This is a genomic window from Streptomyces verrucosisporus (assembly GCF_017114865.1).
Taxonomy (GTDB): Bacteria; Actinomycetota; Actinomycetes; order Streptomycetales; family Streptomycetaceae; genus Streptomyces; species Streptomyces fenghuangensis.
The window spans coordinates 32,208-58,094 of sequence record NZ_JADEYH010000011.1 but is presented as its reverse complement, the minus strand read 5'-3'; the positions used below and the strand labels follow the sequence as shown (position 1 = coordinate 58,094).

Annotated in this window: 35 protein-coding genes; 33 read left to right on the top strand and 2 right to left on the bottom strand. The window is 70.6% G+C overall.

Annotated features, from left to right (window positions below; all coding sequences use genetic code 11):
- The 25 genes from rplP (at position 1) to IQ279_RS14095 (ending at position 14,811) form a co-directional block, all read left to right on the top strand.
- The gene (gene rplP, locus IQ279_RS14215; RefSeq protein WP_093660605.1) at positions 1–420 is read left to right on the top strand and encodes a 50S ribosomal protein L16; all 420 of its coding nucleotides are present in this window, start codon (positions 1–3) and stop codon (positions 418–420) included.
- Positions 420–644 carry a 50S ribosomal protein L29 gene (rpmC, locus tag IQ279_RS14210; protein ID WP_093851454.1) on the top strand — a complete coding sequence of 75 codons (225 nt, stop codon included), beginning with the start codon at positions 420–422 and terminating at the stop codon, positions 642–644. Before rplP ends, rpmC begins: the two co-directional genes overlap by 1 nt.
- Positions 644–931, top strand: coding sequence for a 30S ribosomal protein S17 (gene rpsQ / locus IQ279_RS14205; RefSeq protein WP_093660607.1), 288 nt, complete (start codon positions 644–646; stop codon positions 929–931). The genes rpmC and rpsQ overlap by 1 nt, the downstream gene beginning before the upstream one ends.
- Positions 932–1,031: 100 nt before the next feature.
- Positions 1,032–1,400: a 50S ribosomal protein L14 gene (gene rplN, locus IQ279_RS14200; RefSeq protein ID WP_206348895.1), complete on the top strand. Its 369-nt coding sequence runs from the start codon at positions 1,032–1,034 to the stop codon at positions 1,398–1,400.
- A gap of 3 nt (positions 1,401–1,403) precedes the next feature.
- A complete protein-coding gene (gene rplX / locus IQ279_RS14195; protein WP_206348894.1) occupies positions 1,404–1,727 on the top strand; it encodes a 50S ribosomal protein L24 in 324 nt (107 codons plus the stop codon).
- Entirely contained in the window at positions 1,727–2,290 is a 564-nt protein-coding gene (rplE, locus tag IQ279_RS14190) for a 50S ribosomal protein L5 (RefSeq protein WP_206348893.1), read from the top strand. Before rplX ends, rplE begins: the two co-directional genes overlap by 1 nt.
- Positions 2,291–2,293: 3 nt before the next feature.
- The gene (locus IQ279_RS14185; RefSeq protein WP_004571834.1) at positions 2,294–2,479 is read left to right on the top strand and encodes a type Z 30S ribosomal protein S14; all 186 of its coding nucleotides are present in this window, start codon (positions 2,294–2,296) and stop codon (positions 2,477–2,479) included.
- Between the two features lie 217 nt (positions 2,480–2,696).
- Positions 2,697–3,095: a 30S ribosomal protein S8 gene (rpsH, locus tag IQ279_RS14180; protein WP_093660615.1), complete on the top strand. Its 399-nt coding sequence runs from the start codon at positions 2,697–2,699 to the stop codon at positions 3,093–3,095.
- Between the two features lie 24 nt (positions 3,096–3,119).
- A complete protein-coding gene (rplF, locus tag IQ279_RS14175; protein WP_206348892.1) occupies positions 3,120–3,659 on the top strand; it encodes a 50S ribosomal protein L6 in 540 nt (179 codons plus the stop codon).
- A 3-nt stretch (positions 3,660–3,662) separates the two neighbouring features.
- On the top strand, positions 3,663–4,046 hold the full coding sequence (gene rplR, locus IQ279_RS14170; protein ID WP_093851449.1) for a 50S ribosomal protein L18: 384 nt from the start codon (positions 3,663–3,665) through the stop codon (positions 4,044–4,046).
- A gap of 43 nt (positions 4,047–4,089) precedes the next feature.
- Entirely contained in the window at positions 4,090–4,695 is a 606-nt protein-coding gene (gene rpsE / locus IQ279_RS14165) for a 30S ribosomal protein S5 (protein WP_093660621.1), read from the top strand.
- On the top strand, positions 4,695–4,877 hold the full coding sequence (gene rpmD / locus IQ279_RS14160; RefSeq protein ID WP_093660623.1) for a 50S ribosomal protein L30: 183 nt from the start codon (positions 4,695–4,697) through the stop codon (positions 4,875–4,877). Before rpsE ends, rpmD begins: the two co-directional genes overlap by 1 nt.
- Position 4,878: 1 nt before the next feature.
- On the top strand, positions 4,879–5,334 hold the full coding sequence (gene rplO, locus IQ279_RS14155) for a 50S ribosomal protein L15 (RefSeq protein ID WP_093851448.1): 456 nt from the start codon (positions 4,879–4,881) through the stop codon (positions 5,332–5,334).
- A 198-nt stretch (positions 5,335–5,532) separates the two neighbouring features.
- On the top strand, positions 5,533–6,849 hold the full coding sequence (secY, locus tag IQ279_RS14150; RefSeq protein ID WP_206348891.1) for a preprotein translocase subunit SecY: 1,317 nt from the start codon (positions 5,533–5,535) through the stop codon (positions 6,847–6,849).
- Positions 6,849–7,517 (top strand): adenylate kinase, encoded by a 669-nt coding sequence (locus IQ279_RS14145; protein ID WP_206348890.1) that lies wholly within the window; start codon positions 6,849–6,851, stop codon positions 7,515–7,517. Before secY ends, IQ279_RS14145 begins: the two co-directional genes overlap by 1 nt.
- 137 nt (positions 7,518–7,654) lie before the next feature.
- Positions 7,655–8,491: a type I methionyl aminopeptidase gene (gene map, locus IQ279_RS14140; RefSeq protein ID WP_206348972.1), complete on the top strand. Its 837-nt coding sequence runs from the start codon at positions 7,655–7,657 to the stop codon at positions 8,489–8,491.
- Between the two features lie 274 nt (positions 8,492–8,765).
- Complete coding sequence (gene infA, locus IQ279_RS14135; protein ID WP_003948620.1) at positions 8,766–8,987, top strand: translation initiation factor IF-1; 222 nt, start codon at positions 8,766–8,768, stop codon at positions 8,985–8,987.
- A gap of 60 nt (positions 8,988–9,047) precedes the next feature.
- Positions 9,048–9,161, top strand: a complete 114-nt coding sequence (gene rpmJ / locus IQ279_RS14130) for a 50S ribosomal protein L36 (RefSeq protein WP_003956441.1) — start codon at positions 9,048–9,050, stop codon at positions 9,159–9,161.
- A gap of 203 nt (positions 9,162–9,364) precedes the next feature.
- On the top strand, positions 9,365–9,745 hold the full coding sequence (gene rpsM, locus IQ279_RS14125; RefSeq protein WP_206348889.1) for a 30S ribosomal protein S13: 381 nt from the start codon (positions 9,365–9,367) through the stop codon (positions 9,743–9,745).
- 65 nt (positions 9,746–9,810) lie between these two features.
- Positions 9,811–10,215 carry a 30S ribosomal protein S11 gene (rpsK, locus tag IQ279_RS14120; protein WP_004571845.1) on the top strand — a complete coding sequence of 135 codons (405 nt, stop codon included), beginning with the start codon at positions 9,811–9,813 and terminating at the stop codon, positions 10,213–10,215.
- Positions 10,216–10,242: 27 nt separating this feature from the next.
- Positions 10,243–10,869, top strand: coding sequence for a 30S ribosomal protein S4 (rpsD, locus tag IQ279_RS14115; protein ID WP_093851443.1), 627 nt, complete (start codon positions 10,243–10,245; stop codon positions 10,867–10,869).
- Positions 10,870–11,006: 137 nt separating this feature from the next.
- Positions 11,007–12,029 carry a DNA-directed RNA polymerase subunit alpha gene (locus tag IQ279_RS14110; protein ID WP_093660637.1) on the top strand — a complete coding sequence of 341 codons (1,023 nt, stop codon included), beginning with the start codon at positions 11,007–11,009 and terminating at the stop codon, positions 12,027–12,029.
- Positions 12,030–12,234: 205 nt separating this feature from the next.
- Positions 12,235–12,789 (top strand): 50S ribosomal protein L17, encoded by a 555-nt coding sequence (gene rplQ, locus IQ279_RS14105; RefSeq protein WP_206348888.1) that lies wholly within the window; start codon positions 12,235–12,237, stop codon positions 12,787–12,789.
- A gap of 133 nt (positions 12,790–12,922) precedes the next feature.
- Positions 12,923–13,786 (top strand): tRNA pseudouridine(38-40) synthase TruA, encoded by an 864-nt coding sequence (gene truA / locus IQ279_RS14100; RefSeq protein ID WP_206348887.1) that lies wholly within the window; start codon positions 12,923–12,925, stop codon positions 13,784–13,786.
- Between the two features lie 86 nt (positions 13,787–13,872).
- Positions 13,873–14,811, top strand: coding sequence for a D-alanyl-D-alanine carboxypeptidase family protein (locus IQ279_RS14095; RefSeq protein WP_101255317.1), 939 nt, complete (start codon positions 13,873–13,875; stop codon positions 14,809–14,811).
- 51 nt (positions 14,812–14,862) lie between these two features.
- Here IQ279_RS14095 and IQ279_RS14090 read toward each other — a convergent pair whose 3' ends face one another.
- Positions 14,863–15,780, bottom strand: coding sequence for a hypothetical protein (locus IQ279_RS14090; RefSeq protein ID WP_206348886.1), 918 nt, complete (start codon positions 15,778–15,780; stop codon positions 14,863–14,865).
- A gap of 54 nt (positions 15,781–15,834) precedes the next feature.
- Here IQ279_RS14090 and IQ279_RS14085 point away from each other — a divergent pair, with 54 nt between their 5' ends.
- The 4 genes from IQ279_RS14085 (at position 15,835) to glmM (ending at position 20,322) form a co-directional block, all read left to right on the top strand.
- The gene (locus IQ279_RS14085) at positions 15,835–17,454 is read left to right on the top strand and encodes an ABC-F family ATP-binding cassette domain-containing protein (RefSeq protein WP_206348885.1); all 1,620 of its coding nucleotides are present in this window, start codon (positions 15,835–15,837) and stop codon (positions 17,452–17,454) included.
- Between the two features lie 278 nt (positions 17,455–17,732).
- Positions 17,733–18,176, top strand: a complete 444-nt coding sequence (rplM, locus tag IQ279_RS14080) for a 50S ribosomal protein L13 (RefSeq protein ID WP_206348884.1) — start codon at positions 17,733–17,735, stop codon at positions 18,174–18,176.
- A gap of 40 nt (positions 18,177–18,216) precedes the next feature.
- On the top strand, positions 18,217–18,720 hold the full coding sequence (rpsI, locus tag IQ279_RS14075; protein WP_093660649.1) for a 30S ribosomal protein S9: 504 nt from the start codon (positions 18,217–18,219) through the stop codon (positions 18,718–18,720).
- A 243-nt stretch (positions 18,721–18,963) separates the two neighbouring features.
- Positions 18,964–20,322 (top strand): phosphoglucosamine mutase, encoded by a 1,359-nt coding sequence (glmM, locus tag IQ279_RS14070; protein ID WP_206348883.1) that lies wholly within the window; start codon positions 18,964–18,966, stop codon positions 20,320–20,322.
- 104 nt (positions 20,323–20,426) lie between these two features.
- Here glmM and coaA read toward each other — a convergent pair whose 3' ends face one another.
- Entirely contained in the window at positions 20,427–21,455 is a 1,029-nt protein-coding gene (gene coaA / locus IQ279_RS14065; RefSeq protein WP_206348882.1) for a type I pantothenate kinase, read from the bottom strand.
- A 208-nt stretch (positions 21,456–21,663) separates the two neighbouring features.
- Between coaA and IQ279_RS14060 the strand changes: the two genes are divergently transcribed.
- The 4 genes from IQ279_RS14060 to IQ279_RS14045 are packed head-to-tail and all read left to right on the top strand — an operon-like array spanning position 21,664 to position 25,768.
- Positions 21,664–21,906 (top strand): hypothetical protein, encoded by a 243-nt coding sequence (locus tag IQ279_RS14060; RefSeq protein ID WP_206348987.1) that lies wholly within the window; start codon positions 21,664–21,666, stop codon positions 21,904–21,906.
- Between the two features lie 36 nt (positions 21,907–21,942).
- Positions 21,943–23,790 carry a glutamine--fructose-6-phosphate transaminase (isomerizing) gene (gene glmS, locus IQ279_RS14055; RefSeq protein WP_206348881.1) on the top strand — a complete coding sequence of 616 codons (1,848 nt, stop codon included), beginning with the start codon at positions 21,943–21,945 and terminating at the stop codon, positions 23,788–23,790.
- 58 nt (positions 23,791–23,848) lie between these two features.
- Complete coding sequence (locus IQ279_RS14050) at positions 23,849–24,217, top strand: holo-ACP synthase (RefSeq protein WP_206348880.1); 369 nt, start codon at positions 23,849–23,851, stop codon at positions 24,215–24,217.
- A gap of 57 nt (positions 24,218–24,274) precedes the next feature.
- Positions 24,275–25,768 carry an NAD(P)H-hydrate dehydratase gene (locus IQ279_RS14045; protein ID WP_206348879.1) on the top strand — a complete coding sequence of 498 codons (1,494 nt, stop codon included), beginning with the start codon at positions 24,275–24,277 and terminating at the stop codon, positions 25,766–25,768.
- The last annotated feature ends 119 nt before the right edge of the window (positions 25,769–25,887 follow it).

Here is a 25,887-nt window from a genome sequence, read left to right as displayed (position 1 = left end):
ATGCTGATCCCCCGCAGGGTCAAGCACCGCAAGCAGCACCACCCGAAGCGCAAGGGCATGGCCAAGGGCGGCACCGAGGTTGCTTTCGGCGAGTACGGCATCCAGGCCGTGACCGCTGCCTACGTGACGAACCGGCAGATCGAGGCAGCTCGTATCTCCATGACCCGTCACATCAAGCGTGGCGGCAAGGTGTGGATCAACATCTACCCGGACCGTCCGCTGACCAAGAAGCCCGCCGAGACCCGCATGGGTTCCGGTAAGGGTTCGCCGGAGTGGTGGGTCGCGAACGTCAAGCCCGGCCGGGTGATGTTCGAGCTGTCCTACCCGAACGAGAAGATTGCTCGTGAGGCGCTCACCCGCGCTGCTCACAAGCTTCCGATGAAGTGCCGGATCGTGCGGCGCGAGGCAGGTGAGTCGTGATGGCGGCCGGTACCAAGGCGAGCGAGCTGCGCGAGCTCGGCGACGAGGAGCTCGTCGTGAAGCTGCGCGAGGCCAAGGAGGAGCTGTTCAAGCTCCGTTTCCAGGCGGCGACCGGACAGCTGGAGAACAACGGCCGGCTGAAGGCCGTCCGCAAGGACATCGCCCGGATCTACACCCTGATGCGTGAGCGCGAGCTCGGCATCGAGACGGTGGAGAGCGCCTGATGAGCGAGACGAATGTGACTGAGACTGCAGAGCAGAACCGCGGCTTCCGCAAGACCCGTGAGGGTCTGGTCGTCAGCGACAAGATGGACAAGACCGTTGTCGTCGCCGTCGAGGACCGCGTCAAGCACGCCCTGTACGGCAAGGTCATCCGCCGTACGAACAAGCTCAAGGCGCACGACGAGCAGAACGCCGCGGGTGTCGGCGACCGCGTCCTCCTGATGGAGACCCGGCCGCTGTCCGCGACGAAGCGCTGGCGCGTCGTCGAGATCCTCGAGAAGGCCAAGTAATTCCCGAGATCCCTTCTCGGGACGAGTTCCGCCAGGCTCGGCGAGGTGCGCGCGGTGAGCGCGCACCCGCCGGGAACCGGCAGACGATCAGGAGATAGACGTGATCCAGCAGGAGTCGCGGCTGCGTGTCGCCGACAACACGGGCGCGAAGGAGATCCTTTGCATCCGTGTTCTCGGTGGCTCCGGCCGCCGCTACGCGGGTATCGGGGATGTCATCGTCGCCACCGTCAAGGACGCGATCCCCGGTGGCAACGTGAAGAAGGGCGAGGTCGTCAAGGCCGTCGTCGTGCGCACCGTCAAGGAGCGCCGCCGCCCCGACGGCTCGTACATCCGCTTCGACGAGAACGCCGCCGTCATCCTCAAGAACGACGGCGACCCCCGCGGCACCCGTATCTTCGGCCCCGTCGGCCGTGAGCTGCGCGAGAAGAAGTTCATGAAGATCATCTCGCTCGCGCCGGAGGTGCTGTAACCGATGAAGATCAAGAAGGGCGACCTGGTCCAGGTCATCACCGGCAAGGACAGGGGCAAGCAGGGCAAGGTCATCGAGGCCTACCCCCGCGAGGACCGTGTCCTGGTCGAGGGTGTCAACCGGGTCAAGAAGCACACCAAGGCCGGCCAGACCGCTCGCGGTTCGAAGACCGGCGGCATCGTGACGACCGAGGCCCCCGTCCACGTGAGCAATGTTCAGCTCGTCGTGGAGAAGGACGGCAAGAAGGTCGTCACCCGCGTCGGTTACCGCTTCGACGAGGACGGCAACAAGATCCGCGTTGCCAAGCGGACCGGTGAGGACATCTGATGACTACCGCCACGAACGTGCAGCCGCGTCTGAAGACGCGCTACCGCGAGGAGATCGCGGGCAAGCTGCGTGACGAATTCAAGTACGAGAACGTCATGCAGATCCCCGGTCTCACCAAGATCGTGGTCAACATGGGTGTGGGCGAGGCCGCCCGCGACTCCAAGCTGATCGAGGGCGCCATCCGCGACCTCGCCACGATCACCGGCCAGAAGCCGGCCGTGACCAAGGCCCGGAAGTCCATCGCGCAGTTCAAGCTGCGCGAGGGCCAGCCGATCGGTGCCCACGTCACCCTGCGGGGCGACCGGATGTGGGAGTTCCTGGACCGCCTGCTGTCGCTCGCGCTGCCGCGCATCCGCGACTTCCGCGGTCTGTCGCCGAAGCAGTTCGACGGCAGGGGCAACTACACCTTCGGTCTCACGGAGCAGGTCATGTTCCACGAGATCGACCAGGACAAGATCGACCGGGTCCGAGGCATGGACATCACCGTGGTCACCACGGCGAACACCGACGAGGAGGGCCGCGCCCTGCTGCGTCACCTCGGATTCCCCTTCAAGGAGGCGTGAGCCGTGGCGAAGAAGGCTCTGATTGCCAAGGCCGCCCGCAAGCCGAAGTTCGCGGTGCGCGCGTACACGCGGTGCCAGCGCTGCGGCCGGCCCCACTCCGTCTACCGCAAGTTCGGCCTGTGCCGTGTGTGCCTTCGCGAGATGGCCCACCGCGGCGAGCTGCCGGGCGTCACCAAGAGCTCCTGGTAAGTCCGCGCGAGCGGACCTCAGGAACTCTCGGTAAGAGCATCCTGGTCGGCGAACGCCCTCCCCGCGTGCCCTAGGCTTGTGGGTTGGGCGCTCGCCGCCCATGACCGTCTTACTACGCCGTAGGTCCCCGCACCGCACCCGTCCCGTCGCGTCCCGCGTACGGGGAGAGGGACGGAGCAGACAGGAAACCCCGGCGAGAGAGGCCGAAGGCCATCACATGACCATGACCGATCCGATCGCAGACATGCTGACGCGTCTGCGAAACGCGAACTCGGCTTACCACGACACCGTCGTGATGCCGCACAGCAAGATCAAGTCGCACATCGCGGAGATCCTCCAGCAGGAGGGTTACATCACCGGCTGGAAGGTCGAGGACGCCCCGGTGGGCAAGAACCTCGTCCTGGAGCTCAAGTTCGGTCCGAACCGCGAGCGTTCGATCGCCGGCATCAAGCGGATCAGCAAGCCGGGTCTGCGGGTCTACGCAAAGTCCACCAACCTGCCGAAGGTGCTCGGCGGCCTGGGCGTGGCGATCATCTCCACCTCCCACGGGCTCCTCACCGACAAGCAGGCTCAGAAGAAGGGCGTGGGTGGGGAAGTCCTCGCCTACGTCTGGTAACGGAAGGGAACGGAGGTAAAGCTCATGTCGCGTATCGGCAAGCTCCCCATCCAGGTTCCCGCCGGTGTGGACGTCACCATCGATGGCCGGACGGTCAACGTGAAGGGGCCCAAGGGCAGCCTTTCGCACACCGTCGCCGCGCCCATCGAGGTCGCCAAGGGTGAGGACGGCTCCATCAAGGTCTCCCGCCCGAACGACGAGAGCCGGAACAAGGCCCTGCACGGTCTGTCCCGCACGCTGGTGGCGAACATGATCACTGGCGTGACCCAGGGTCACAGCAAGCAGCTCGAGATCAGCGGTGTCGGTTACCGCGTCCAGGCGAAGGGCTCCGACCTGGAGTTCTCCCTGGGTTACAGCCACCCGATCACGGTGAAGGCTCCCGAGGGCATCGCCTTCAAGGTGGAGTCCCCGACCAAGCTGAGCGTCGAGGGCATCGACAAGCAGAAGGTCGGCGAGATCGCCGCGAACATCCGCAAGCTGCGCAAGCCCGACCCGTACAAGGCCAAGGGCGTGAAGTACGCGGGCGAGGTCATCCGCCGCAAGGTCGGAAAGGCTGGTAAGTAAGCCATGGCATACGGTGTGAAGATCGCGAAGGGCAGTGCGCGCAAGGCCGCCGCTGTCAAGCGGCGCCACATCCGCGTCCGCAAGAAGGTGTCGGGCACCCCCGAGCGTCCGCGCCTGGTGGTGACGCGCTCCAACCGCCACATGGTGGCCCAGGTCATCGACGACATCGCGGGCCACACGCTGGCCTCGGCGTCGACGCTGGACAGCTCGATCCGCGGCGGTGAGGGCGACAAGACCGCCCTGGCCAAGCAGGTCGGGTCCCTGGTCGCCGAGCGCGCCAAGGCCGCGGGCATCGAGGCCGTCGTGTTCGACCGCGGCGGCAACAAGTACGCCGGGCGGATCGCCGCCCTGGCCGACGCCGCCCGCGAGGCCGGGCTCAGGTTCTGAGCCGGTCCCCACGCAAGCGGACGCATAGAGAGAGGTAATTCCAATGGCTGGACCCCAGCGCCGCGGTGGCGGCGCCGGTGGCGGCGAGCGGCGGGACCGACGGGACCGGCGGGACGGTGGCGCGGCCGCCGAGAAGACCGCGTACGTCGAGCGGGTCGTCGCGATCAACCGCGTCGCCAAGGTTGTGAAGGGTGGTCGTCGCTTCAGCTTCACCGCGCTGGTCGTGGTGGGCGACGGTGACGGCACCGTGGGTGTCGGTTACGGCAAGGCCAAGGAGGTGCCGGCCGCCATCGCCAAGGGTGTTGAGGAGGCCAAGAAGCACTTCTTCAAGGTCCCCCGGATCCAGGGCACCATCCCCCACCCGATCCAGGGTGAGGAGGCCGCGGGCGTCGTGCTGCTCAAGCCGGCCTCGCCCGGTACCGGTGTGATCGCCGGTGGCCCGGTGCGCGCCGTGCTGGAGTGCGCGGGCATCCACGACGTGCTGAGCAAGTCCCTCGGCTCGTCGAACCCGATCAACATCGTGCACGCCACGGTGGCCGCTCTGCGGGGCCTGCAGCGCCCCGAGGAGATCGCCGCCCGCCGCGGCCTGCCGCTGGAGGACGTTGCTCCCGCCGCTCTGCTGCGGGCGCGGGCTGGGGTGAGCGCCTGATGGCACGCCTGAAGGTCACCCAGACCAAGTCCTACATCGGCAGCAAGCAGAACCACCGCGACACCCTGCGTTCCCTCGGCCTCAGGCGAGTGAACGACTCGGTCGTCAAGGAGGACCGTCCCGAGATCCGCGGCATGGTGCAGACCGTCCGCCACCTCGTGACGGTCGAGGAGGTCGACTGACATGGCGGAGCAGAAGCCGCTGAAGGTCCACAACCTCCGGCCCGCCCCGGGCGCCAAGACCGCCAAGACCCGCGTCGGTCGTGGTGAGGCGTCCAAGGGCAAGACCGCCGGTCGTGGCACCAAGGGCACCAAGGCCCGCTACCAGGTTCCGGAGCGCTTCGAGGGCGGGCAGATGCCGCTGCACATGCGGCTGCCCAAGCTCAAGGGCTTCAAGAACCCCTTCCGCACCGAGTACCAGGTCGTGAACCTGGACAAGCTGGCGGACCTGTACCCCGAGGGTGGCGAGGTCACCGTCGAGGGCCTGGTCGCCAAGGGCGCGGTTCGCAAGAACCAGCTCGTGAAGGTGCTGGGCAACGGGGAGATCTCCGTGGCGCTGCAGGTGACCGTGGACAAGGTCTCCGGCTCCGCCAAGGAGAAGATCACCGCTGCCGGAGGCACCGTCACCGAGCTCGTCTGAGCACGGTGAGGTGAGCAACCGGGGGCGCCCAGGAACGGGCGTCCCCGGTTGGTCGTTCCATGGGGGGCACGGTCGCCGGTAAGGTGTCGTGCGTTATTGACCTCCGCAGGGCCTCTCCTGTGGAATCTGAACCGTTTTATCCGTTGATCCTCACGACCGTAACCTCTCGCGTGTGACGCGGGGGGCGCAGGAGGCACCGTGCTCACCGCGTTCGCCCGGGCGTTCAAGACGCCCGACCTGCGCAAGAAGCTGCTGTTCACCCTCGGCATCATGGTGCTCTTCCGCCTCGGTGCACACATCCCCGTCCCGGGTGTCAGCTTCGAGAACGTCAACCAGTGCGTGAAAGAGGCCGAGGGCGCCGGCGCCGGCCTCTTCGGCCTGGTCAACATGTTCAGTGGTGGCGCGCTGCTGCAGCTGACCATCTTCGCGCTCGGGATCATGCCGTACATCACGGCGAGCATCATCCTGCAGCTGCTGGTGGTGGTGATCCCGAGGCTGGAGGCCCTCAAGAAGGAGGGGCAGTCCGGCCAGGCGAAGATCACGCAGTACACCCGTTACCTGACCGTGGCGCTCGGCGTGCTCCAGGCCACCGGCCTGGTGGCGACGGCCCGCAGCGGCAGCCTCTTCGCGCAGTGCACCGTCCGTGACCAGATCATCCCCGACGACTCCATCTTCACCACGATCACCATGGTGATCGTCATGACCGCCGGCACCGCGCTGATCATGTGGCTGGGTGAGCTGATCACCGACCGCGGCATCGGCAACGGCATGTCGATCCTGATGTTCGTCTCGATCGCCGCCGGCTTCCCGGGCCTGCTGTGGGCCATCAAGGTGCAGGGCCACCTGGCGGACGGCTGGATCGAGTTCGGTGTGGTGCTCCTCGCGGGCCTGGCGATGGTCGGCCTGGTGGTCTTCGTCGAGCAGGCGCAGCGCCGCATCCCCGTGCAGTACGCCAAGCGGATGATCGGACGCCGCTCCTACGGCGGCACCTCCACCTACATCCCCCTGAAGGTGAACCAGGCGGGTGTGATCCCCGTCATCTTCGCCTCCTCCCTGCTCTACATCCCGGCACTGATCGTTCAGTTCAGCGGGTCGCAGGCTGGCTGGGCCGACTGGATCAACCGGCACCTCGTCACGGGTGACCACCCGTACTACATCATCACGTACTTCGTGCTGATCGTGTTCTTCGCCTTCTTCTACGTCGCCATCTCCTTCAACCCCGAAGAAGTTGCCGACAACATGAAGAAGTATGGTGGTTTCATCCCGGGCATCCGGGCCGGACGTCCCACCGCGGAGTACCTGAGCTACGTGCTGAACCGCATCACGTGGCCGGGTTCGCTGTACCTGGGTCTGATCGCTCTGGTGCCCACCGTCGCGCTGGTGTTGTTCAACGCGAATCAGAACTTCCCGTTCGGCGGGACCAGCATCCTGATCATCGTGGGTGTCGGTCTGGAGACCGTGAAGCAGATCGAGAGCCAGCTTCAGCAGCGCCATTACGAAGGGTTCCTCCGCTGATGCGAATCGTCCTCGTCGGACCGCCTGGCGCGGGCAAGGGCACGCAGGCCGCGTACCTGGCCGAGAACCTGTCCATCCCGCACATCTCCACGGGCGACCTCTTCCGCGCCAACATCAGCCAGGGCACCCAGCTCGGGCAGAAGGCGCAGGAGTACATGCGGGCCGGCAAGCTCGTACCCGACGAGGTCACCATCGGAATGGCCCGGGACCGCATGGAGCAGCCCGACGCCGCAGACGGCTTCCTGCTCGACGGCTTCCCGCGGAACATCGGCCAGGCCGAGGCCCTGGACGGCATCCTGCGTGAGTCCGGCACCCGGCTGAACGCCGTGCTGGACCTGGAGGTCCCCGAGGACGAGGTCGTCAAGCGGATCGCGGGACGGCGGATGTGCCGCAACGACAGCGGCCACATCTTCCACGTCGTGTACACCCCGCCGAAGGCCGAGGGAGTCTGCGACGTCTGCGGCGGCGAGCTCTACCAGCGCGAGGACGACCACGAGGACACCGTCCGCAAGCGCCTGGAGGTCTACCACACCGAGACCGAGCCGATCATCGACTACTACAAGGCCCAGGGCCTGGTGGTGACGATCTCGGCGCTCGGCAAGGTGTCCGAGGTCACCCGGCGCGCGATGGAGGCGCTCGGCCAGGCGGCCGGGCAGTCCGGGGCCTGACCCCGACGAGGAACGGCGAGAAGGCCGCGGTGCCCGGGGCGGGCACCGCGGCCGTATCGTGTAGTGAACGGGTCCGGCGGCAGCACACCGGGCCGGATGTGGCACAGACAACCGCGAGCTGGAAGGCGTCAGCCGTCATGGTGGAGATCAAGACCCCCGAGCAGATCGCGAAGATGCGCGCGGCCGGGCTGGTCGTCGCCGCGATGCACGCGGCCTGCCGCAAGGCCGCGGTACCGGGCGCGACCACCAAGGACCTGGACGAGGTCGCGGCCAAGGTGCTCGCCGACCACGGGGCCAAGCCGAACTTCCTCGGCTACGGCGGCTTCCCCGGCAACATCTGCACCTCGGTGAACGACGTCGTCGTCCACGGCATCCCCGACCGGGAGACGGTGCTGGAGTCCGGCGACATCATCTCCGTCGACGCGGGCGCGATCGTCGACGGCTGGCACGGGGACGCGGCGATCACCGTCTTCGTCGGCGAGGGCCACGCCCCCGAGGTGCACGAGCTGAGCCGGGTCACCGAGGAGTCGATGTGGGCCGGCATCGCGGCGATGCGCAAGGGCAACCGGCTGGTGGACATCTCCAAGGCGATCGAGGGGTACATCCGCCGCCAGCCCCGCCCGGCCTCGGGGCGCTACGGGATCATCGAGGACTACGGCGGCCACGGCATCGGCAGCCAGATGCACATGGACCCGCACCTGCTGAACTACGTCGAGCGCCGCCGTGGCAAGGGCCCGAAGCTGGTGCCGGGCATGTGCCTGGCGATCGAGCCGATGGTCAGCCTGGGCACGGCCAGGACACACGTCCTGGAGGACGAGTGGACGGTCAAGACGGACGACGGCAGCTGGTCCTGCCACTGGGAGCACTCCGTCGCGCTGACCGAGCAGGGCCCGCTGGTGCTGACGGCGCCGGACGGCGGCCGGGCGAAGCTGGCGGAGTACGGCGTCACCACCGCACCCGACCCGCTGGACTGACCGGGGCCGGCAGGCTCTCTCCACCGGGAGCCGGGCGGTACGGAGCGCGCGGCCCCGGCCGCACCACCGCCCCTCCTGCGGTGAGCCGGGTGGGGGACGGCCGCGAGCCGGGTGAAGTCCCCGCAGTCCGCATAAAGATCTCCCACGATGGGCATACATCCCCGATTCGTCTTTCCCGGAGCCGTGCCGTAGACTGGCTCGTCGGTCCATGTGTGCCTGCGCGCACCCACGGGCTGACCCAGGTAGCCGATCCCGGAAGGTGAAGCGCTCAAGCATGGCCAAAAAACAAGGGGCCATCGAGATCGAGGGCACCGTCGTCGAGTCTCTCCCGAACGCGATGTTCAAGGTGGAGCTCCAGAACGGGCACCAGGTCCTCGCGCACATCAGCGGCAAGATGCGGATGCACTACATCCGTATCCTTCCCGACGACCGTGTCGTGGTGGAGCTGTCTCCCTACGACCTGACGCGCGGGCGGATCGTCTACCGCTACAAGTAGATCTCGCCCTCACCCCGCCCCGCGCGGGGTGGTGGCCTGACCCGGAGAACCTCACATCCCATGAAGGTCAAGCCGAGCGTCAAGAAGATCTGCGACAAGTGCAAGGTGATCCGCCGCCACGGCCGGGTCATGGTCATCTGCGACAACCTGCGCCACAAGCAGCGCCAGGGCTGACGCAAGACCTCCACGCCTCGCACCTCTCGCGGTTCTTCGCGCGACGCAAGCGACATGTAGATACGCAGACACCCGACCCCCCGCCGTGACATCCGTCGACGCCGGTGGGGACGACACCCCCGGACGGAGGCCGGGGACCCGGCTCGTACTCGCTACGGGAACGGTGCTGCGGAAGACCTCCAACGAAACCAGGAGCCACGTTCATGGCACGCCTCGAAGGCGTCGACCTCCCGCGCGACAAGCGCGTGGAGGTCGCTCTCACCTATGTCTTCGGCATCGGTCGCACGCTCTCCCAGCAGACGCTCGCGAACACCGGTGTGAACCCGGACACCCGCGTCCGCGACCTGACCGAGGAAGAGCTCGTCAGGATCCGTGAGTACGTCGAGGCCAACATCCGCACCGAGGGTGACCTCCGCCGCGAGATCCAGGCCGACATCCGCCGCAAGGTCGAGATCGGCAGCTACCAGGGTCTGCGCCACCGTCGCGGTCTGCCCGTCCACGGCCAGCGCACCAGCACCAACGCCCGCACCCGCAAGGGCCCGCGTCGCGCGATCGCCGGCAAGAAGAAGCCGGGCAAGAAGTAGTCCTCACCGGACACCGCCAGTGGTCCGGACCGCAGGACCGACCACCTCCATAGGAGTATTTTTCTATGCCTCCGAAGGGCCGTACGGCCGGCGCCAAGAAGGTGCGCCGCAAGGAGAAGAAGAACGTCGCCCACGGGCACGCTCACATCAAGAGCACGTTCAACAACACCATCGTTTCCATCACCGACCCCACCGGCAACGTGATTTCCTGGGCTTCCGCCGGTCACGTGGGCTTCAAGGGCTCGCGCAAGTCGACGCCGTTCGCCGCGCAGATGGCCGCCGAGTCGGCCGCCCGCCGCGCGCAGGAGCACGGCATGCGCAAGGTCGACGTGTTCGTCAAGGGTCCCGGCTCCGGCCGTGAGACCGCGATCCGCTCCCTCCAGGCCACCGGCCTCGAGGTGGGTTCGATCCAGGACGTCACCCCGACCCCGCACAACGGCTGCCGCCCGCCGAAGCGTCGCCGCGTCTGATCCGGCAGAAGTAGGAGATACACGAACATGGCGCGTTACACCGGGGCCGACTGCAAGCGTTGCCGTCGGGAGAAGCAGAAGCTCTTTCTCAAGGGAGCCAAGTGCGAGAGCGCGAAGTGCCCGATCGAGATCCGTCCTTACCCCCCGGGTGAGCACGGACGCGGGCGCACCAAGGACAGCGAGTACCTGCTGCAGAAGCGTGAGAAGCAGAAGGCCGCCCGCATCTACGGTGTCCTCGAGAAGCAGTTCCGCGGTTACTTCAACGAGGCCAACCGCAAGCAGGGCAAGACGGGTGAGAACCTGCTCCGCATCCTGGAGTCCCGTCTGGACAACGTGGTCTACCGGGCCGGCTTCGCCAAGTCCCGCGACCACGCCCGCCAGCTCGTCCGCCACGGACACATCATGGTGAACGGTCGCAAGACCGACATCCCGTCGGCCCGCGTCGCTCCCAACGACATCGTCGAGGTCCGCCCCTCCTCCCGTAACCTGACCCCCTTCCAGGTGGCGCAGGCGGAGGCCGGGGACAAGACGGTACCGGCGTGGCTCGAGGCCATTCCGTCGAAGATGCGGATCCTCGTCCACTCGCTGCCCGAGCGCCAGGTGATCGACACCCAGGTGCAGGAGCAGCTGATCGTCGAGCTGTACTCCAAGTAATCCGGAGTACCGGCTCACGGTCACGGGCGGTGCGGCCCGCACGGGCCGCACCGCCCGTACCCTTGTAGTGGAAAACCGGGCTCCCGCCCGGTGCTCGGCATCAAATAGCGGTTGCCGAAGACTGGAGGCACATCCCCATGCTGATCGCTCAGCGCCCCTCACTGACCGAAGAGGTCGTGGACGAGTTCCGTTCCCGGTTCGTGATCGAACCGCTGGAGCCGGGCTTCGGCTACACCCTCGGAAACTCCCTGCGCCGCACGCTCCTGTCCTCGATCCCCGGTGCTGCCGTGACCAGCATCCGGATCGACGGCGTCCTGCACGAGTTCACCACCGTGCCGGGCGTCAAGGAGGACGTCACCGACCTGATCCTCAACATCAAGAGCCTGGTCGTCTCCTCGGAGCACGACGAGCCGGTCGTGATGTACCTGCGCAAGCAGGGCCCGGGTCTGGTCACCGCCGCCGACATCGCCCCGCCGGCCGGTGTCGAGGTGCACAACCCCGACCTGGTCCTCGCCACGCTGAACGGCAAGGGGAAGCTGGAGATGGAGCTGACCGTCGAGCGCGGTCGCGGCTACGTCTCCGCCGTGCAGAACAAGCAGGCCGGCCAGGAGATCGGCCGCATCCCGGTCGACTCCATCTACTCGCCGGTCCTCAAGGTCACCTACAAGGTCGAGGCGACCCGTGTCGAGCAGCGCACCGACTTCGACAAGCTGATCGTCGACGTCGAGACCAAGGAGTCCATGCGTCCGCGTGACGCCATGGCCTCCGCCGGCAAGACCCTGGTCGAGCTGTTCGGCCTGGCCCGCGAGCTGAACGTCGACGCCGAGGGCATCGACATGGGCCCGTCCCCGACGGACGCCGCACTCGCCGCCGACCTGGCCCTGCCGATCGAGGAGCTGGAGCTGACCGTCCGCTCCTACAACTGCCTCAAGCGCGAGGGCATCCACTCGGTGGGCGAGCTGGTGGCCCGCTCCGAGGCGGACCTGCTCGACATCCGCAACTTCGGCGCCAAGTCGATCGACGAGGTCAAGGCGAAGCTGGCCGGCATGGGCCTGACCCTCAAGGACAGCCCGCCCGGATTCGACCCGACCGCCGCCGCCGACGCCTTCGGCGCCGACGACGACGCGGACTCCGGTTTCGTCGAGACCGAGCAGTACTGACCGGCACCCGGCGGTAACGACGCCGGTCCCCACCGGCATCCCGACCGGGCGCGGCACCCGCCCGCGCCCGGTCGGCCCACGTTTCCCGGAGCGTACGGCCGAGCGCGAGTGCGGTCGCACGCCCCGGCTCCGGCGGGCACAAGCCCGTACGGACACTGACACCGGTACCTGATACGGCCGGTGCAGACATCGAGGAGAGACAACCATGCCGAAGCCCACCAAGGGCGCCCGCCTCGGCGGCGGCGCCGCGCACGAGAAGGCCATGCTGGCGAACCTCGCCACCGCCCTCTTCGAGCACGGTCGCATCACCACCACCGAGGCCAAGGCCCGCCGCCTGCGCCCGGTGGCCGAGCGTCTGATCACCAAGGCGAAGAAGGGCGACCTTCACAACCGCCGCCGTGTGATGCGCACCATCCTCGACAAGAGCGTCGTGCACACGCTCTTCACCGAGATCGGCCCGCGCTACGAGAACCGCCCCGGCGGTTACACCCGCATCACCAAGATCGGCAACCGCCGCGGCGACAACGCGCCCATGGCGGTCATCGAGCTGGTGGAGGCCCTGACCGTGCAGCAGGAGGCCGTCGGCGAGGCCGAGGCCGCCACGAAGCGCACGGCCAAGGACGCCGCGGGCGACGAGGCCGTGAAGGACCTCAAGAAGGACGCCGCGAAGGACGAGGCCGCCGAGGCCCCGGCCGAGGAGACCGAGGCCGCGGCCGAGGCACCCGCGGAGGAGAAGTCCGAGGAGAAGAAGGACGCCTGAGGCGTTCTCCGCTCCGGGGCATCCCGAGCACACCGCGGCGGACCCGCCTCCCCCTTTCCGGGAGCGGGTCCGCCGCCGTTTACGCGCTTCACGCGCTGTACGTGCTGTACGCGCTTTTCGAGAGGATCACGGTGTGAGCGACGAGGTGGAGCCCGGACACGTACGGGTCCGGCTGGACCTGTCGTACGACGGCAGCAAGTTCTCCGGCTGGGCGCGGCAGCGCGGGCGGCGCACCGTGCAGGGTGAGCTGGAGGACGCGCTGCGGGTGGTGACCCGCTCGGAGGAGGTCTTCGAGCTGACGGTCGCCGGCCGCACCGACGCGGGCGTCCACGCCCGCGGCCAGGTGGCGCACGCCGACCTGCCCGCCGACCTGTGGGAGGCGCACCGGGAACGGCTGCTGCGCCGACTGGCCGGGCGGCTGCCGCACGACGTACGGGTGCACCGGATCGGTGCGGCCCCGCCCCACTTCAACGCGCGCTTCTCGGCGATCTGGCGCCGCTACGCCTACCGCGTCTGCGACCACCCGGGAGGGGTGGACCCGCTCCGGCGCGGCCATGTGCTGTGGCACGACTGGCCGCTGGACGTGGACGCCATGAACGAGGCGGCCGAGCGCCTGCTGGGTGAGCACGACTTCGCCGCCTACTGCAAGCGGCGCGAGGGCGCGACGACCATACGGACGCTCAGGGAACTGAGCTGGCGGCGGCGCCCCGACGGCACCGTGGAGGCCCGGGTGGTCGCCGACGCCTTCTGCCACAACATGGTGCGCTCGCTGGTGGGCGCCCTGCTCTTCGTCGGCGACGGGCACCGCCCGCCGGCGTGGCCGGGACAGGTGCTGGCGGCCGGGGTGCGGGACTCGGCGGTGCACGTGGTGCGGCCGCACGGGCTCACCCTGGAGGAGGTCGGCTACCCGGCCGACGAACTGCTGGCCGCGCGCAACGCCGAGGCGCGCAACCGCCGCACCCTCCCGGGCGCGGGTGTGGGCGCGGGGTGCTGCTGACGGGTTGGCCGGATCCGGTGGGCAACCGCCGGTGCCGCTCGGCCGTCCAGTAGTCGGGCCCGCGCCGCGCGGGTCCGTCGACCACGATGACGGAGCGTCCATTGAGACTTCGTACAAGGGGGATCCGCAGGGCGGGCGTGGTGCTGGCGGCCGCCTGCGCCGTACTCCTGGCGGGCCCGACGGCGGCACCCGCCCAGGCGGCCGGGGGACCGTCCGGGATAGCGGCCAAGGGTGCCTTCCTGCTGGACAGCGGGCCCGACAAGCCCCTGTGGGGCAAGGGCGCCGACACCCGGAGGGAGATGGCCAGCACCACCAAGATCATGGCCGCGGCGGTCGTGGTGACCACCAAGGGCGTCGACCTGAACCGCAAGGTCACGGTGAAGAAGGCCTACCGCGACTACGTGACCAAGTACGGGGCCAGCACCGCGGACCTGAAGACGGGCGACAAGCTCACGGTGCGCCAGCTGCTGTACGGGATGATGCTGCCCTCCGGCTGCGACGCGGCGTACGCGCTGGCCGACACCTTCGGCAGCGGGAGCACGACGGCCGCCCGCACCAAGTCGTTCATCTCCAAGATGAACAAGAAGGCCGCCGGTCTGGGGATGAAGAACACGAAGTTCGACTCCTTCGACGGCATCCCCAAGAGTGGCAAGAACTACTCGACCCCCCGCGACATGGCGAAGCTGGCGCGGCACGCGCTGGGGAACTCCACGTTCAGGGCGGTGGTCAAGGCGACCAGGACCGTCCAGAAGGCGACCAACGGCCGCACCTACACCTGGTACAACACCAACAAGCTGCTCGGCTCGTACAAGGGCGTGATCGGCATCAAGACCGGTACGGGCTCCAAGGCCGGCCCCTGCCTGGTCTTCGCGGCGACGCGTGACAAGCGCACGGTCGTCGGAGTGATCCTGAACAGCTCCGACCGCTACCGGGACGCGACGAGGATGCTCGACTGGTCCTTCGAGCGGAAGACGGCCACGAAGGTGACGCTGCGCACGCTCCCGGCGGGAGCACAGCGGGACTGATCCCGAGATGCCCGTGGCCCTGGACCGGCTCGCCCGGTCCAGGGCCACGGGTCAGCCGGTGACCGAGGCCGCCGCCTGCTCCTGGCCGCGCTCGAGGATGCGGGCGAAGGCGAAGTCGGCCGCGTCCAGGCCGGCCCGGCGGGCGGCGGTCTCGGAGGCGGTGACGTCCTTGCCGCTGGTGTAGCCGGAGATGGTGAAGTACGCGTAGCGGCCCAGCGCGTTGGCGGAGGTGCGGCAGGTCACGCCGCCCCGGCAGAAGGTGGGCACGCCCGAGCCGGGCAGTGAGGCGACGTTGGGCCGGGACTGCTCCTTGGCCTTGCCCGCGGCCTCGGCGTCGTCGAAGACCGCGACGCCGACGGTGACCGCCACCCCCTCGCGCACGTACGTCACCCGGATCAGCTCGCGGCAGCCGTTGTCCGCCAGCACCGCTCCGAGCGCGCCCTGGGTGCCGGAGGCGCAGCTCTTGGTGGAGGCCGTGGCGCCCTTGTCGTAGGTGCGGCCGTTGGCCTTCATCGAGTCGCCGGGGAAGAGTGTGCCGGCGCCGAGCGGGGCGGTGTCCTTCTCGGCGCTGGAGAGGAAGTCCCGCGGGTCCGGCGGCGGGGGAGGCGGCTCGGAGGAGAAGGTGGGCTCCGGCTGCTCCGGGTCGGGCGGCGGGGTCTCGGAGGCCGACGGCGCCGGGGAGTCCGAGGCGGCGGGGCCGGGGCCCGAGCCGCCCTCGTTGACGACGGCGACCGCGACGATCGCGGCGACGACGGCGGTGGCCACCGCCCCGCCGCCGATCATCAGCCAGCGGCGGCGCCGGGCGCGGGCACGCTCGCTGCGCTCGGCGAGTGCCGCCCAGTCCGGTGTGGACGGCTCCGGCGGCCCGGACCGCCCAGGCTGCCCGAACGGCCCCGGTTGCCCCGGCGGCCCCGGCTGTCCGGACGGTCCTCCCGGGCCCCAGCCCGGCCCCCCCTGCCCAAAGCTCATGCCCCGCATCTTATTCGCTTGCCGCGGGGCCGTCGGCGCGTTCACAGTCGGAGGATGGGACACGTCGAGGCCGCGCACCTGGAGTACTACCTGCCCGACGGGAGGGTGCTGCTCGGCGATGTCTCGTTCCGGGTGGGGGAGGGCTCGGTGGTGGCCCTGGTGGGCGCCAACGGGGCCGGGAAGACGACGCTGCTGCGGCTGATCGCCGGCGAGCTGAGGCCGCACGGCGGCACGGTGACCGTCGGCGGCGGGCTCGGGGTGATGCCGCAGTTCGTGGGTTCGGTCCGGGACGAACGCACGGTGCGCGACCTGCTGATCTCGGTGGCCCGGCCGCGGGTGCGCCAGGCGGCGGAGGCGGTGGACGCCGCCGAGCTGAGGATCATGGAGGTCGACGACGAGGCCGCCCAGATGGGTTACGCGCAGGCGCTGGCGGACTGGGCGGAGGCCGGCGGCTACGAGGCCGAGACCGCCTGGGACGTGTGCACCACCGCCGCCCTCGGCGTCCCGTACGACAAGGCGCAGTGGCGGCGGGTGCGGACCCTGTCGGGCGGCGAGCAGAAACGGCTGGTGCTGGAGGCGCTGCTGCGCGGCCCGGACGAGGTGCTGCTGCTGGACGAGCCGGACAACTACCTCGACGTTCCCGGCAAGCGCTGGCTGGAGGAGCGGCTGGCCGAGACCCGCAAGACGGTCCTGTTCGTCTCCCACGACCGCGAGCTGCTGGCCCGGGCGGCGCGGAGGATCGTCAGCGTGGAGCCGGGCCCGGCCGGATCGGACGTGTGGGTGCACGGCGGCGGCTTCGCCACCTACCACCAGGCCCGCAAGGAGCGCTTCGCCCGCTTCGAGGAGCTGCGGCGGCGCTGGGACGAGCAGCACGCGCAGCTGAGGAAACTGGTGAACACCCTCAAGCAGAAGGCCGCCTACAACGACGGGCTCGCCTCCCGGCTCCAGGCGGCCCGCACCCGGCTGCGGAAGTTCGAGGAGGCCGGCCCGCCGCAGGAGCCGCCGCGCGAGCAGGACATCCGGATGCGGCTGCGCGGCGGGCGCACCGGGGTGCGGGCGGTCACCTGTGCCGGTCTGGAGCTGACCGGGCTGATGAAGCCGTTCGACCTGGAGGTCTTCTACGGCGAGCGGGTCGCGGTGCTGGGCTCCAACGGCTCGGGCAAGTCGCACTTCCTGCGGCTGCTGGCCGGGGGCGACGTCGCCCACACCGGCGAGTGGAAGCTGGGCGCCCGGGTGGTCCCCGGCCACTTCGCCCAGAACCACGCCCATCCCGAGCTGGAGGGGCGCACCCTGCTGGACGTCCTGTGGACCGAGCACGCGAAGGACCGGGGCGCGGCGATGTCCGCGCTGCGCCGCTACGAGCTGGACCGCCAGGCCGAGCAGCCCTTCGGGAAGCTCTCGGGCGGCCAGCAGGCCCGCTTCCAGATCCTGCTGCTGGAGCTGGCCGGATCGACGGCGCTGCTGCTGGACGAGCCGACCGACAACCTGGACCTGGAGAGCGCCGAGGCGCTCCAGCAGGGGCTGGAGGCGTACGAGGGGACGGTGCTGGCGGTGACGCACGACCGCTGGTTCGCCCGCTCCTTCGACCGCTTCCTGGTCTTCGGCGCGGACGGGCGGGTGCGTGAGGCGCCGGAGCCGGTCTGGAGCGAGGGGCGGGTGGCGCGGGCGCGCTGACACGCCCGCCGCGGGAGGCGGCACCCGCGGGCCCCGCGCCGGGCCCGGCGCTCCGCCGGGAGGGGGTGTTTTGACCCGTGCGGAGGACGGCCGGTATCCTGCTGGTTCGTTGTGCGTATTGGCTTGCTCGTTCTCACGTGAGAGGCCGTTACGCCTGGTCCACCAGGACGATGACCAGCGACCCGCACCGGCTTGCGTCACCGGAGTGCGGTCAGGGCTGTCGTGATCTCCGGTGACCTTGTCAGGAAACACTCACTGAAGAAGCGAAGGCTACGACCGTGCGTACGTACAGCCCCAAGCCCGGCGACGTCCAGCGCCAGTGGCACGTCATCGACGCCACCGACGTCGTCCTGGGCCGTCTGGCCACCCAGGCCGCCACCCTTCTGAGGGGCAAGCACAAGCCGGTGTACGCGCCGCACGTTGACGCTGGTGACTTCGTCATCATCATCAACGCCGACAAGGTGCACCTCTCCGGCAACAAGCGGACCCAGAAGCTGGCCTACCGCCACTCCGGCTACCCCGGCGGTCTGCGGTCCGTCCGCTACGACGACCTGCTGAGGAACAACCCGGAGAAGGCCGTGGAGAAGGCCGTCAAGGGCATGCTCCCGAAGAACTCCCTGGGCCGCCAGATGCTCTCGAAGCTGAAGGTCTACGCGGGTGAGAACCACCCGCACGGCGCCCAGCAGCCGGTCCCGTTCGAGATCACCCAGGTCGCGCAGTAGTCCGGCCACAACCAAGACTGAAGAGAGCTTAAGGAGAACCGTGGCCGAGACCACCGCCGAGACCCCGATCGAAGAGGTCGAGCAGTACACCACCGAGACCCCCGAGGGCGTCGAGGAGTACACCACCGAGTCCCTCGCGTCCCGTTTCGGTGAGCCCCAGCCGGGCGCCGGCACCGGGCGCCGGAAGAACGCCATCGCCCGCGTGCGCATCGTGCCGGGCAGCGGCCAGTGGAAGATCAACGGCCGCACCCTGGAGGCCTACTTCCCGAACAAGGTGCACCAGCAGGAAGTCAACGAGCCGTTCAAGGTTCTGGAGCTGGACAACCGCTACGACGTCGTCGCCCGCATCAGCGGCGGTGGCGTCTCCGGCCAGGCCGGCGCGCTGCGCCTGGGCGTGGCCCGCGCCCTGAACGAGGCGGACGTGGAGAACAACCGCGGCCCGCTGAAGAAGGCCGGCTTCCTGACCCGCGACGCCCGCGCGGTCGAGCGGAAGAAGGCCGGTCTGAAGAAGGCCCGCAAGGGCACCCAGTACAGCAAGCGTTGATCAGCGCCTCGCTGTCCGCTGGAATCCCTGGGATCCGCTGATGAGCGCCCCGACAGCACCGTCACGGTGCGTCGGGGCGTTCGTCTTCGGGCCACCACTCGCCCCCGGACCGGCGCGTCCGGTGGGGCGACCGTCGGCATGCCGCGGTCACGGCCGTGCCGCATCCGCCGCCAAGGGGCGTATATCTGGATCGACCGGGCCTCGGCAGGCCCGGAGCTCAGCTCGGAACTCGGAGGAACCACGGTGGGACGACTCTTCGGTACGGACGGTGTGCGCGGAGTCGCCAACGCCGACCTGACCGCCGAAATGGCGCTCGGTCTGTCGGTCGCGGCGGCGCACGTGCTCGCCGAGGCGGGTACGTTCAAGGGCCATCGCCCGGTGGCGGTGGTCGGACGTGATCCGCGCGCGTCCGGGGAGTTCCTGGAGGCCGCCGTGGTGGCCGGGCTGGCCAGCGCGGGCGTGGACGTGCTGCGGGTGGGCGTGCTGCCGACCCCGGCCGTGGCGTACCTGACCGGCGCGCTCGGCGCCGACCTGGGTGTGATGCTGTCCGCCAGCCACAACCCCATGCCCGACAACGGCATCAAGTTCTTCGCCCGCGGCGGACACAAGCTCGCCGACGAACTGGAGGACCGTATCGAGCGGACCTACCGCGAGCACGCCTCCGGCGAGCCCTGGGACCGCCCGACGGGCGCCGGGGTGGGCCGGGTCAAGGAGTACGACGAGGGCTTCGACAAGTACGTCGCCCACCTCGTCGGCGTCCTGCCCAACCGGCTCGACGGGCTCAAGGTCGTCATCGACGGCGCGCACGGCGCGGCGGCGCGGGTCTCCCCGGAGGCGTTCGCGCGGGCGGGCGCCGAGGTGGTCACCATCGCCACCGAGCCCGACGGGCTCAACATCAACGACGGCTGCGGCTCCACCCACCTCGCCGGGCTGCGCGCGGCCGTCGTCGAGCACGGCGCCGACCTGGGCGTGGCCCACGACGGCGACGCCGACCGCTGCCTGGCCGTGGACGCGGCCGGCGAGGAGATCGACGGCGACCAGATCCTCAGCGTGCTGGCCCTGGGCATGAAGGACGCCGGCGCGCTGCGGGGGAACACCGTGGTGGCCACGGTGATGTCCAACCTCGGCTTCAAGCTCGCCATGGAGCGCGAGGGCGTCGAGCTGCTCCAGACGGCGGTCGGCGACCGCTACGTGCTGGAGGAGATGAAGCGCGGTGGCTACTCGCTGGGCGGAGAGCAGTCCGGGCACGTGATCGTGCTGGACCACGCCACCACCGGCGACGGCACCCTGACCGGTCTGATGCTGGCCGCGCGGGTGGCCGCCACCGGCCGGCCGCTGGCCGAGCTGGCGGGCGTGATGCGGCGCCTGCCGCAGGTGCTGGTCAACGTGCGGGACGTGGACAAGACCCGGGTCTCCTCCTCGGCCCGGCTGGCCACCGCCGTGAACGAGGCCGAGAAGGAGCTGGGCGAGACCGGCCGGGTGCTGCTGCGCTCCTCCGGCACCGAGCCGCTGGTGCGGGTGATGGTCGAGGCCGCGGACCTGGAGCAGGCCCGCGCGGTGGCCGAGCGGCTGGCGGACGAGGTCAAGTCGGCGCTGGGCTGACGTCGCGCGTTCGGCGCGCTCCGCGCGGGCGCGCGGTCCGGCACGACGGAAGGCGGGGCGGTCGGCCGCGGGCCGCCTCTCCGCCGATGTGCGGGCGTCCCGCGTCAGAGCTTGCGCAGCGACAGGCGCTGGACCTTGTGGTCCGGCCCCTTGCGCAGGATCAGGCCGGCGCGGCCCCGGGTCGGGGCGATGTTCTCCCGCAGGTTCGGTCGGTTGATGGTCCGCCAGATCCCGCGCGCGTAGTCCAGCGCCTCCTCCTCCGAAACCTGCGTGTACCTGCGGAAGTAGGAGAACGGGTTCTGGAAGGCGGTCTCGCGCAGCTTGCGGAAGCGGTCCAGGTACCACCGCTCGATGTCCTCGGTGCGCGCGTCCACGTAGACGGAGAAGTCGAAGTAGTCGGCGACGGCCAGCCGGGTGCGGCCGTCCTTGCCCGGCAGGGCCGGCTGGAGGACGTTGAGGCCCTCGACGATCAGGATGTCGGGGCGGCGCACCGTCAGCACCTCTCCGGGGACGATGTCGTAGATCAGGTGCGAGTAGACGGGGGCGGTGACCTCCTCCCGGCCCGACTTGACGTCCGCGACGAACCGGGTGAGGGCGCGGCGGTCGTAGGACTCGGGGAAGCCCTTGCGCGACATCAGCCCGCGCCGGTGCAGCTCCGCGTTGGGGAACAGGAAGCCGTCGGTGGTCACCAGCTCCACCCGCGGGTGCTCGGGCCAGCGGGCCAGCAGCGCCCGCAGCAGCCGGGCCACCGTGGACTTGCCGACCGCTACGCTGCCCGCGACCCCGATGACGAACGGGGTGCCGCGCTGGGCGCCGTGCCCGCCGCCCGCGTCGCCGAGGAAGGTGTTGAGCGCGCCGCGCAGCCCGTGGGTGGCGCCGACGTAGAGGTTGAGCAGCCGGGACAGCGGCAGGTAGACGTCCCGCACCTCGTCGAGGTCGATGACGTCGCCGAGTCCGCGCAGCTCCTCCACCTCCGCGGCGGTCAGCGGCAGCGGGGTCTTCTCCCGCAGGGCGCTCCACTCGGCCCTCCCGAGGTCGACGAAGGGGCTCGCGTCGGAGGGCCGGCCGCGGCGGTGCTGCGGCGGGACACCGGACGCGGCGGGGGGTCCGGGGGCGGTGGTGGGGGTGGACACGGGCCCATTGTCGGGCCGCGCGCGGCCGGCCCCACGGCCGTTCCCGTGTGATCAGTAGCACAGATGTACGCGCGAAGGGCTGTACGCGGCGGTCCCGCGCGGCTACGTTGACCGCATTCGCGCACTTGCTCCATGTGTGTGAATCCGCTGTGCGGACCCCTGCCCACTTCCGGCTGGTCCGCGTACCACCGGCCCGGAGGGGATCCGTATGCCGCTTCCGTTCCAGCGCTCCCGCGCGGCACGCCGCCGCCTCGCCGCACGGAAATCCGCAGAGGCCCGCGACGCCCGTGCGTGGGAGGAACTCCTGGACGAACTGCCCGACGAGGACCTGGGGGAGCACCCCGGCGACGCGCTGAAGACCTACCGGCCGGGAGGCAGACCGCGGTGCGAGGAGGCCGAGTACCTGGAGATCGTCAGGCGGGCGGTCGGACGAATAGGCCGAGGGCGCTGACAGCCCCCGCCCCCGGCAGCCCTTAGGCTGCATCGCATGTGCGGAATCGTTGGTTATGTGGGAGGGCAGTCCGCCCTCGACGTCGTCATCGCGGGACTGAAGCGGTTGGAGTACCGCGGTTATGACTCGGCGGGCGTTGCCGTCCTCGCCGACGGCGGGCTGGCCGCCGCGAAGAAGGCCGGGAAACTGGGCAACCTCGGCAAGCTGCTGGACGAGCGCCCGCTGCCGGCCGGCGCCACCGGCATCGGCCACACCCGGTGGGCCACCCACGGCGGGCCGACCGACGCCAACGCGCACCCGCACCTGGACAACTCCGGGCGGGTCGCGGTCGTCCACAACGGCATCATCGAGAACTTCGCCGCGCTCCGCGCCGAGCTGGCCGAGCGCGGCCACGAGCTGACCTCCGAGACCGACACCGAGGTCGTGGCCCATCTGCTCGCCGAGAACTTCTCCTCCTGCGGCGACCTGGCCGAGGCCATGCGGCAGGTGTGCCGCCGGCTGGAGGGCGCCTTCACCCTCGTCGCCGTCCACGCCGACGAGCCCGACACCGTCGTCGGCGCCAGGCGCAACTCGCCGCTGGTGGTCGGCGTCGGCGAGGGCGAGAACTTCCTCGCCTCCGACGTCGCGGCCTTCATCGCCCACACCCGCGAGGCCATCGAGCTGGGCCAGGACCAGGTCGTGGAGCTGAGGCGGGACCGGGTGACGGTCACCGACTTCGACGGCGCCCCCGCCGACACCCGCGCCTACCACGTGGACTGGGACGCCTCGGCCGCCGAGAAGGGCGGCTACGACTACTTCATGCTCAAGGAGATCGCCGAGCAGCCCAAGGCGGTCGCCGACACCCTCCTGGGCCGCATCGACGAGGCCGGGCGGCTGGCCCTGGACGAGGTGCGCATCCCCGACCACGTGCTGCGCGAGGTGGACAAGGTCGTCATCGTGGCCTGCGGCACGGCCTACCACGCCGGGATGATCGCCAAGTACGCCATCGAGCACTGGACGCGCATCCCCTGCGAGACCGAGCTGGCCAGCGAGTTCCGCTACCGGGACCCGATCATGGACCAGCGCACGCTCGTCGTCGCCATCAGCCAGTCCGGCGAGACCATGGACACCCTGATGGCGCTGCGCCACGCCCGCGAGCAGGGCGCCAAGGTGCTGGCCATCTGCAACACCAACGGCTCCACCATCCCGCGTGAGTCCGACGCGGTGCTCTACACCCATGCCGGGCCCGAGGTCGCGGTCGCCTCCACCAAGGCGTTCCTGACCCAGCTGGTGGCCTGCTACCTGGTGGCCCTCTACCTGGGCCAGGTGCGCGGCACCAAGTGGGGCGACGAGATCGGCTCGGTGATCCGGGAGCTGTCGCAGATCTCCACGGAGGTCGAGAAGGTCCTGGCCACGATGGAGCCGGTGCGGGAGCTGGCCCGCTCCCTGGCGGACAAGAACACCGTGCTCTTCCTCGGCCGCCACGTGGGCTTCCCCGTCGCCCTGGAGGGCGCGCTCAAGCTCAAGGAACTGGCGTACATGCACGCCGAGGGCTTCGCGGCCGGTGAGCTCAAGCACGGCCCGATCGCGCTGATCGAGGAGGACCTGCCGGTGGTCGTGGTCGTGCCGTCGCCGCGCGGCCGGTCCGTGCTGCACGACAAGATCGTCTCCAACATCCAGGAGATCCGGGCCCGGGGCGCGCGGACCATCGTCATCGCCGAGGAGGGCGACGAGACGGTCGTGCCGTACGCCGACCACCTGGTGCGCATCCCCGCCACGCCCACCCTGCTCCAGCCGCTGGTGGCCACCGTGCCGCTGCAGGTCTTCGCCTGCGAGCTGGCCACGGCCCGCGGCAACGAGGTGGACCAGCCGCGCAACCTGGCCAAGTCGGTGACGGTGGAGTGATGCGGCCCCGCGGGTTCACCGGGCACACCGGGCGCTTCCGGCGGACGGGGGGCCGCAGGTGATCGTCGGGGTGGGGATCGACGTCACCTCGATCGACCGCTTCGCCGGCGCCCTGGCCCGTACCCCCGCCATGGCCGAGCGGCTGTTCACTCCCGCCGAGCAGACCCTGCCCGGCGGGGAGCGGCGCTCGGTGGCCTCCTTGGCGGCGCGGTTCGCAGCCAAGGAGGCGCTGGCCAAGGCGCTGGGCGCGCCCGGCGGGCTGGTGTGGACGGACGCGGAGGTGCACGCCTCCGAGCACGGGCGGCCGCTGCTGCGGGTGACCGGCACCGTCGCCGCCCGCGCCGCCGAGCTGGGGGTGCGCCACTGGCACGTCTCCCTCAGCCACGACGCGGGGGTGGCGACGGCCGTCGTGATCGCCGAGAGCTGACCGCCGGAGATCGATCGGCGGCGGGTGGGCGCGGCGGCGGGCGGTCAGACTGGGGGCATGAGAGATGCCTACAGCGTGCAGACCGTACGGGCCGCCGAGCGGGAGCTGATGGCGCGCCTGCCCGCCGGGGCGCTGATGCGCCGCGCCGCCGCCGGGCTGGCCGCCGCCTGCGCCGGGATGCTGGGGCGCGTCTACGGCACCCGGGTCGCCCTGCTGGTGGGCAGCGGCGACAACGGCGGGGACGCGCTCTTCGCCGGGGCGTACCTGGCCCGGCGCGGCGCCGGGGTGACCGCTGTGCTGCTCAGCCCGGAGAAGGTCCACACCGGCGGGCTCGCCGCGCTGCGGGCGGCCGGCGGCCGGGCCGTCGCGGCCCCCGCCGCCCACACCGTGCTGGAGGGCGTGTCCGCCGACGTGCCCGCGCTCCTGCGGCGGGCCGATCTGGTGCTTGACGGCATCGTCGGCATCGGCGGCCGGGGAGGCCTGCGGCCGGGCGCGGTGGAGATCGCCGACGCCGTCGCGGAGGCCGGGGTGCCCGTCGTCGCCGTGGACCTGCCCAGCGGCGTGGACGCCGACACCGGCGAGGTGCACGGAGTGGCGGTGCGGGCGGCCGCGACGGTGACTTTCGGGGCGTACAAGCCGGGCCTGCTGGTCGACCCCGCGCGCGAGCACGCCGGGGCGCTGCGGCTGGTCGACATCGGCCTGGGCCCGTATCTGGAGGCGGCCGAACCGGTGGTGCGCGCCGCGCAGCACGCGGACGTGGCCGCCCTGCTGCCCCGCCCTTCGGCCGAGAGCGACAAGTACCGGCGCGGCGTGGTCGGGATCGCGGCCGGATCCGCCCGCTACCCGGGCGCGGCGGTGCTGGCGGTGGCCGGGGCGCTGCGCGGCGGCGCGGGCGCCGTGCGCTACGCCGGGCCCGCGGCCGAGGAGGTGATCGCCCGCTTCCCCGAGACGCTGGTCTCCTCCGGCCCGCCCTCGCGGGCGGGGCGGGTACAGGCGTGGGTCGTCGGGCCGGGGCTCGGCGACGGGGACGAGGCGCGCGGAATCGTCCGGGACGTGCTGGCCTCGGAGGTACCGGTGCTGGTGGACGCCGACGGGCTGCGGCTGATGGACGCCGGAGCGCCGCGCGAGCGCACGGCCCCCGTCCTGCTCACCCCGCACGCCGGCGAGGCGGCGGCGCTGCTGGGCGCCGAGCGGGAGGAGGTCGAGTCGGCGCGGCTGGCCTCGGCGCGGGAGCTGGCGCGGCGGTACGGGGCGGCGGTGCTGCTCAAGGGTTCGACCACGGTGGTCGCCCCGCCCGGCGGCCACGGCCCGCTGCGGGCCAACCCCACCGGCACCGGCTGGCTGGCGACGGCCGGGAGCGGCGACGTGCTCTCCGGGCTGGCCGGCTCGCTGCTCGCCTGCGGCCTGGAGCCCGTGGACGCGGCGGTGGCGGGCGCATACGTCCACGGCCTGGCGGGCCGCCGCGCGGCGCCGCCGGTCAGCGCGCTCGACGTGGCCGAGGCGCTGCGCCCGGCCTGGCGGGACGTGCTGGAGGCCGCGGAAGCCGGGTGAGCCGGGGCGGGCGCGGCGGGCGCGTGCCGGGGTACGCCCCCGCGCCCGCGGCGGAGGCACGGACCGGGGCCCGCCCCCGCCGGTCCGCCGTACGGCGGACCACCCGGTGCGCCACGGCC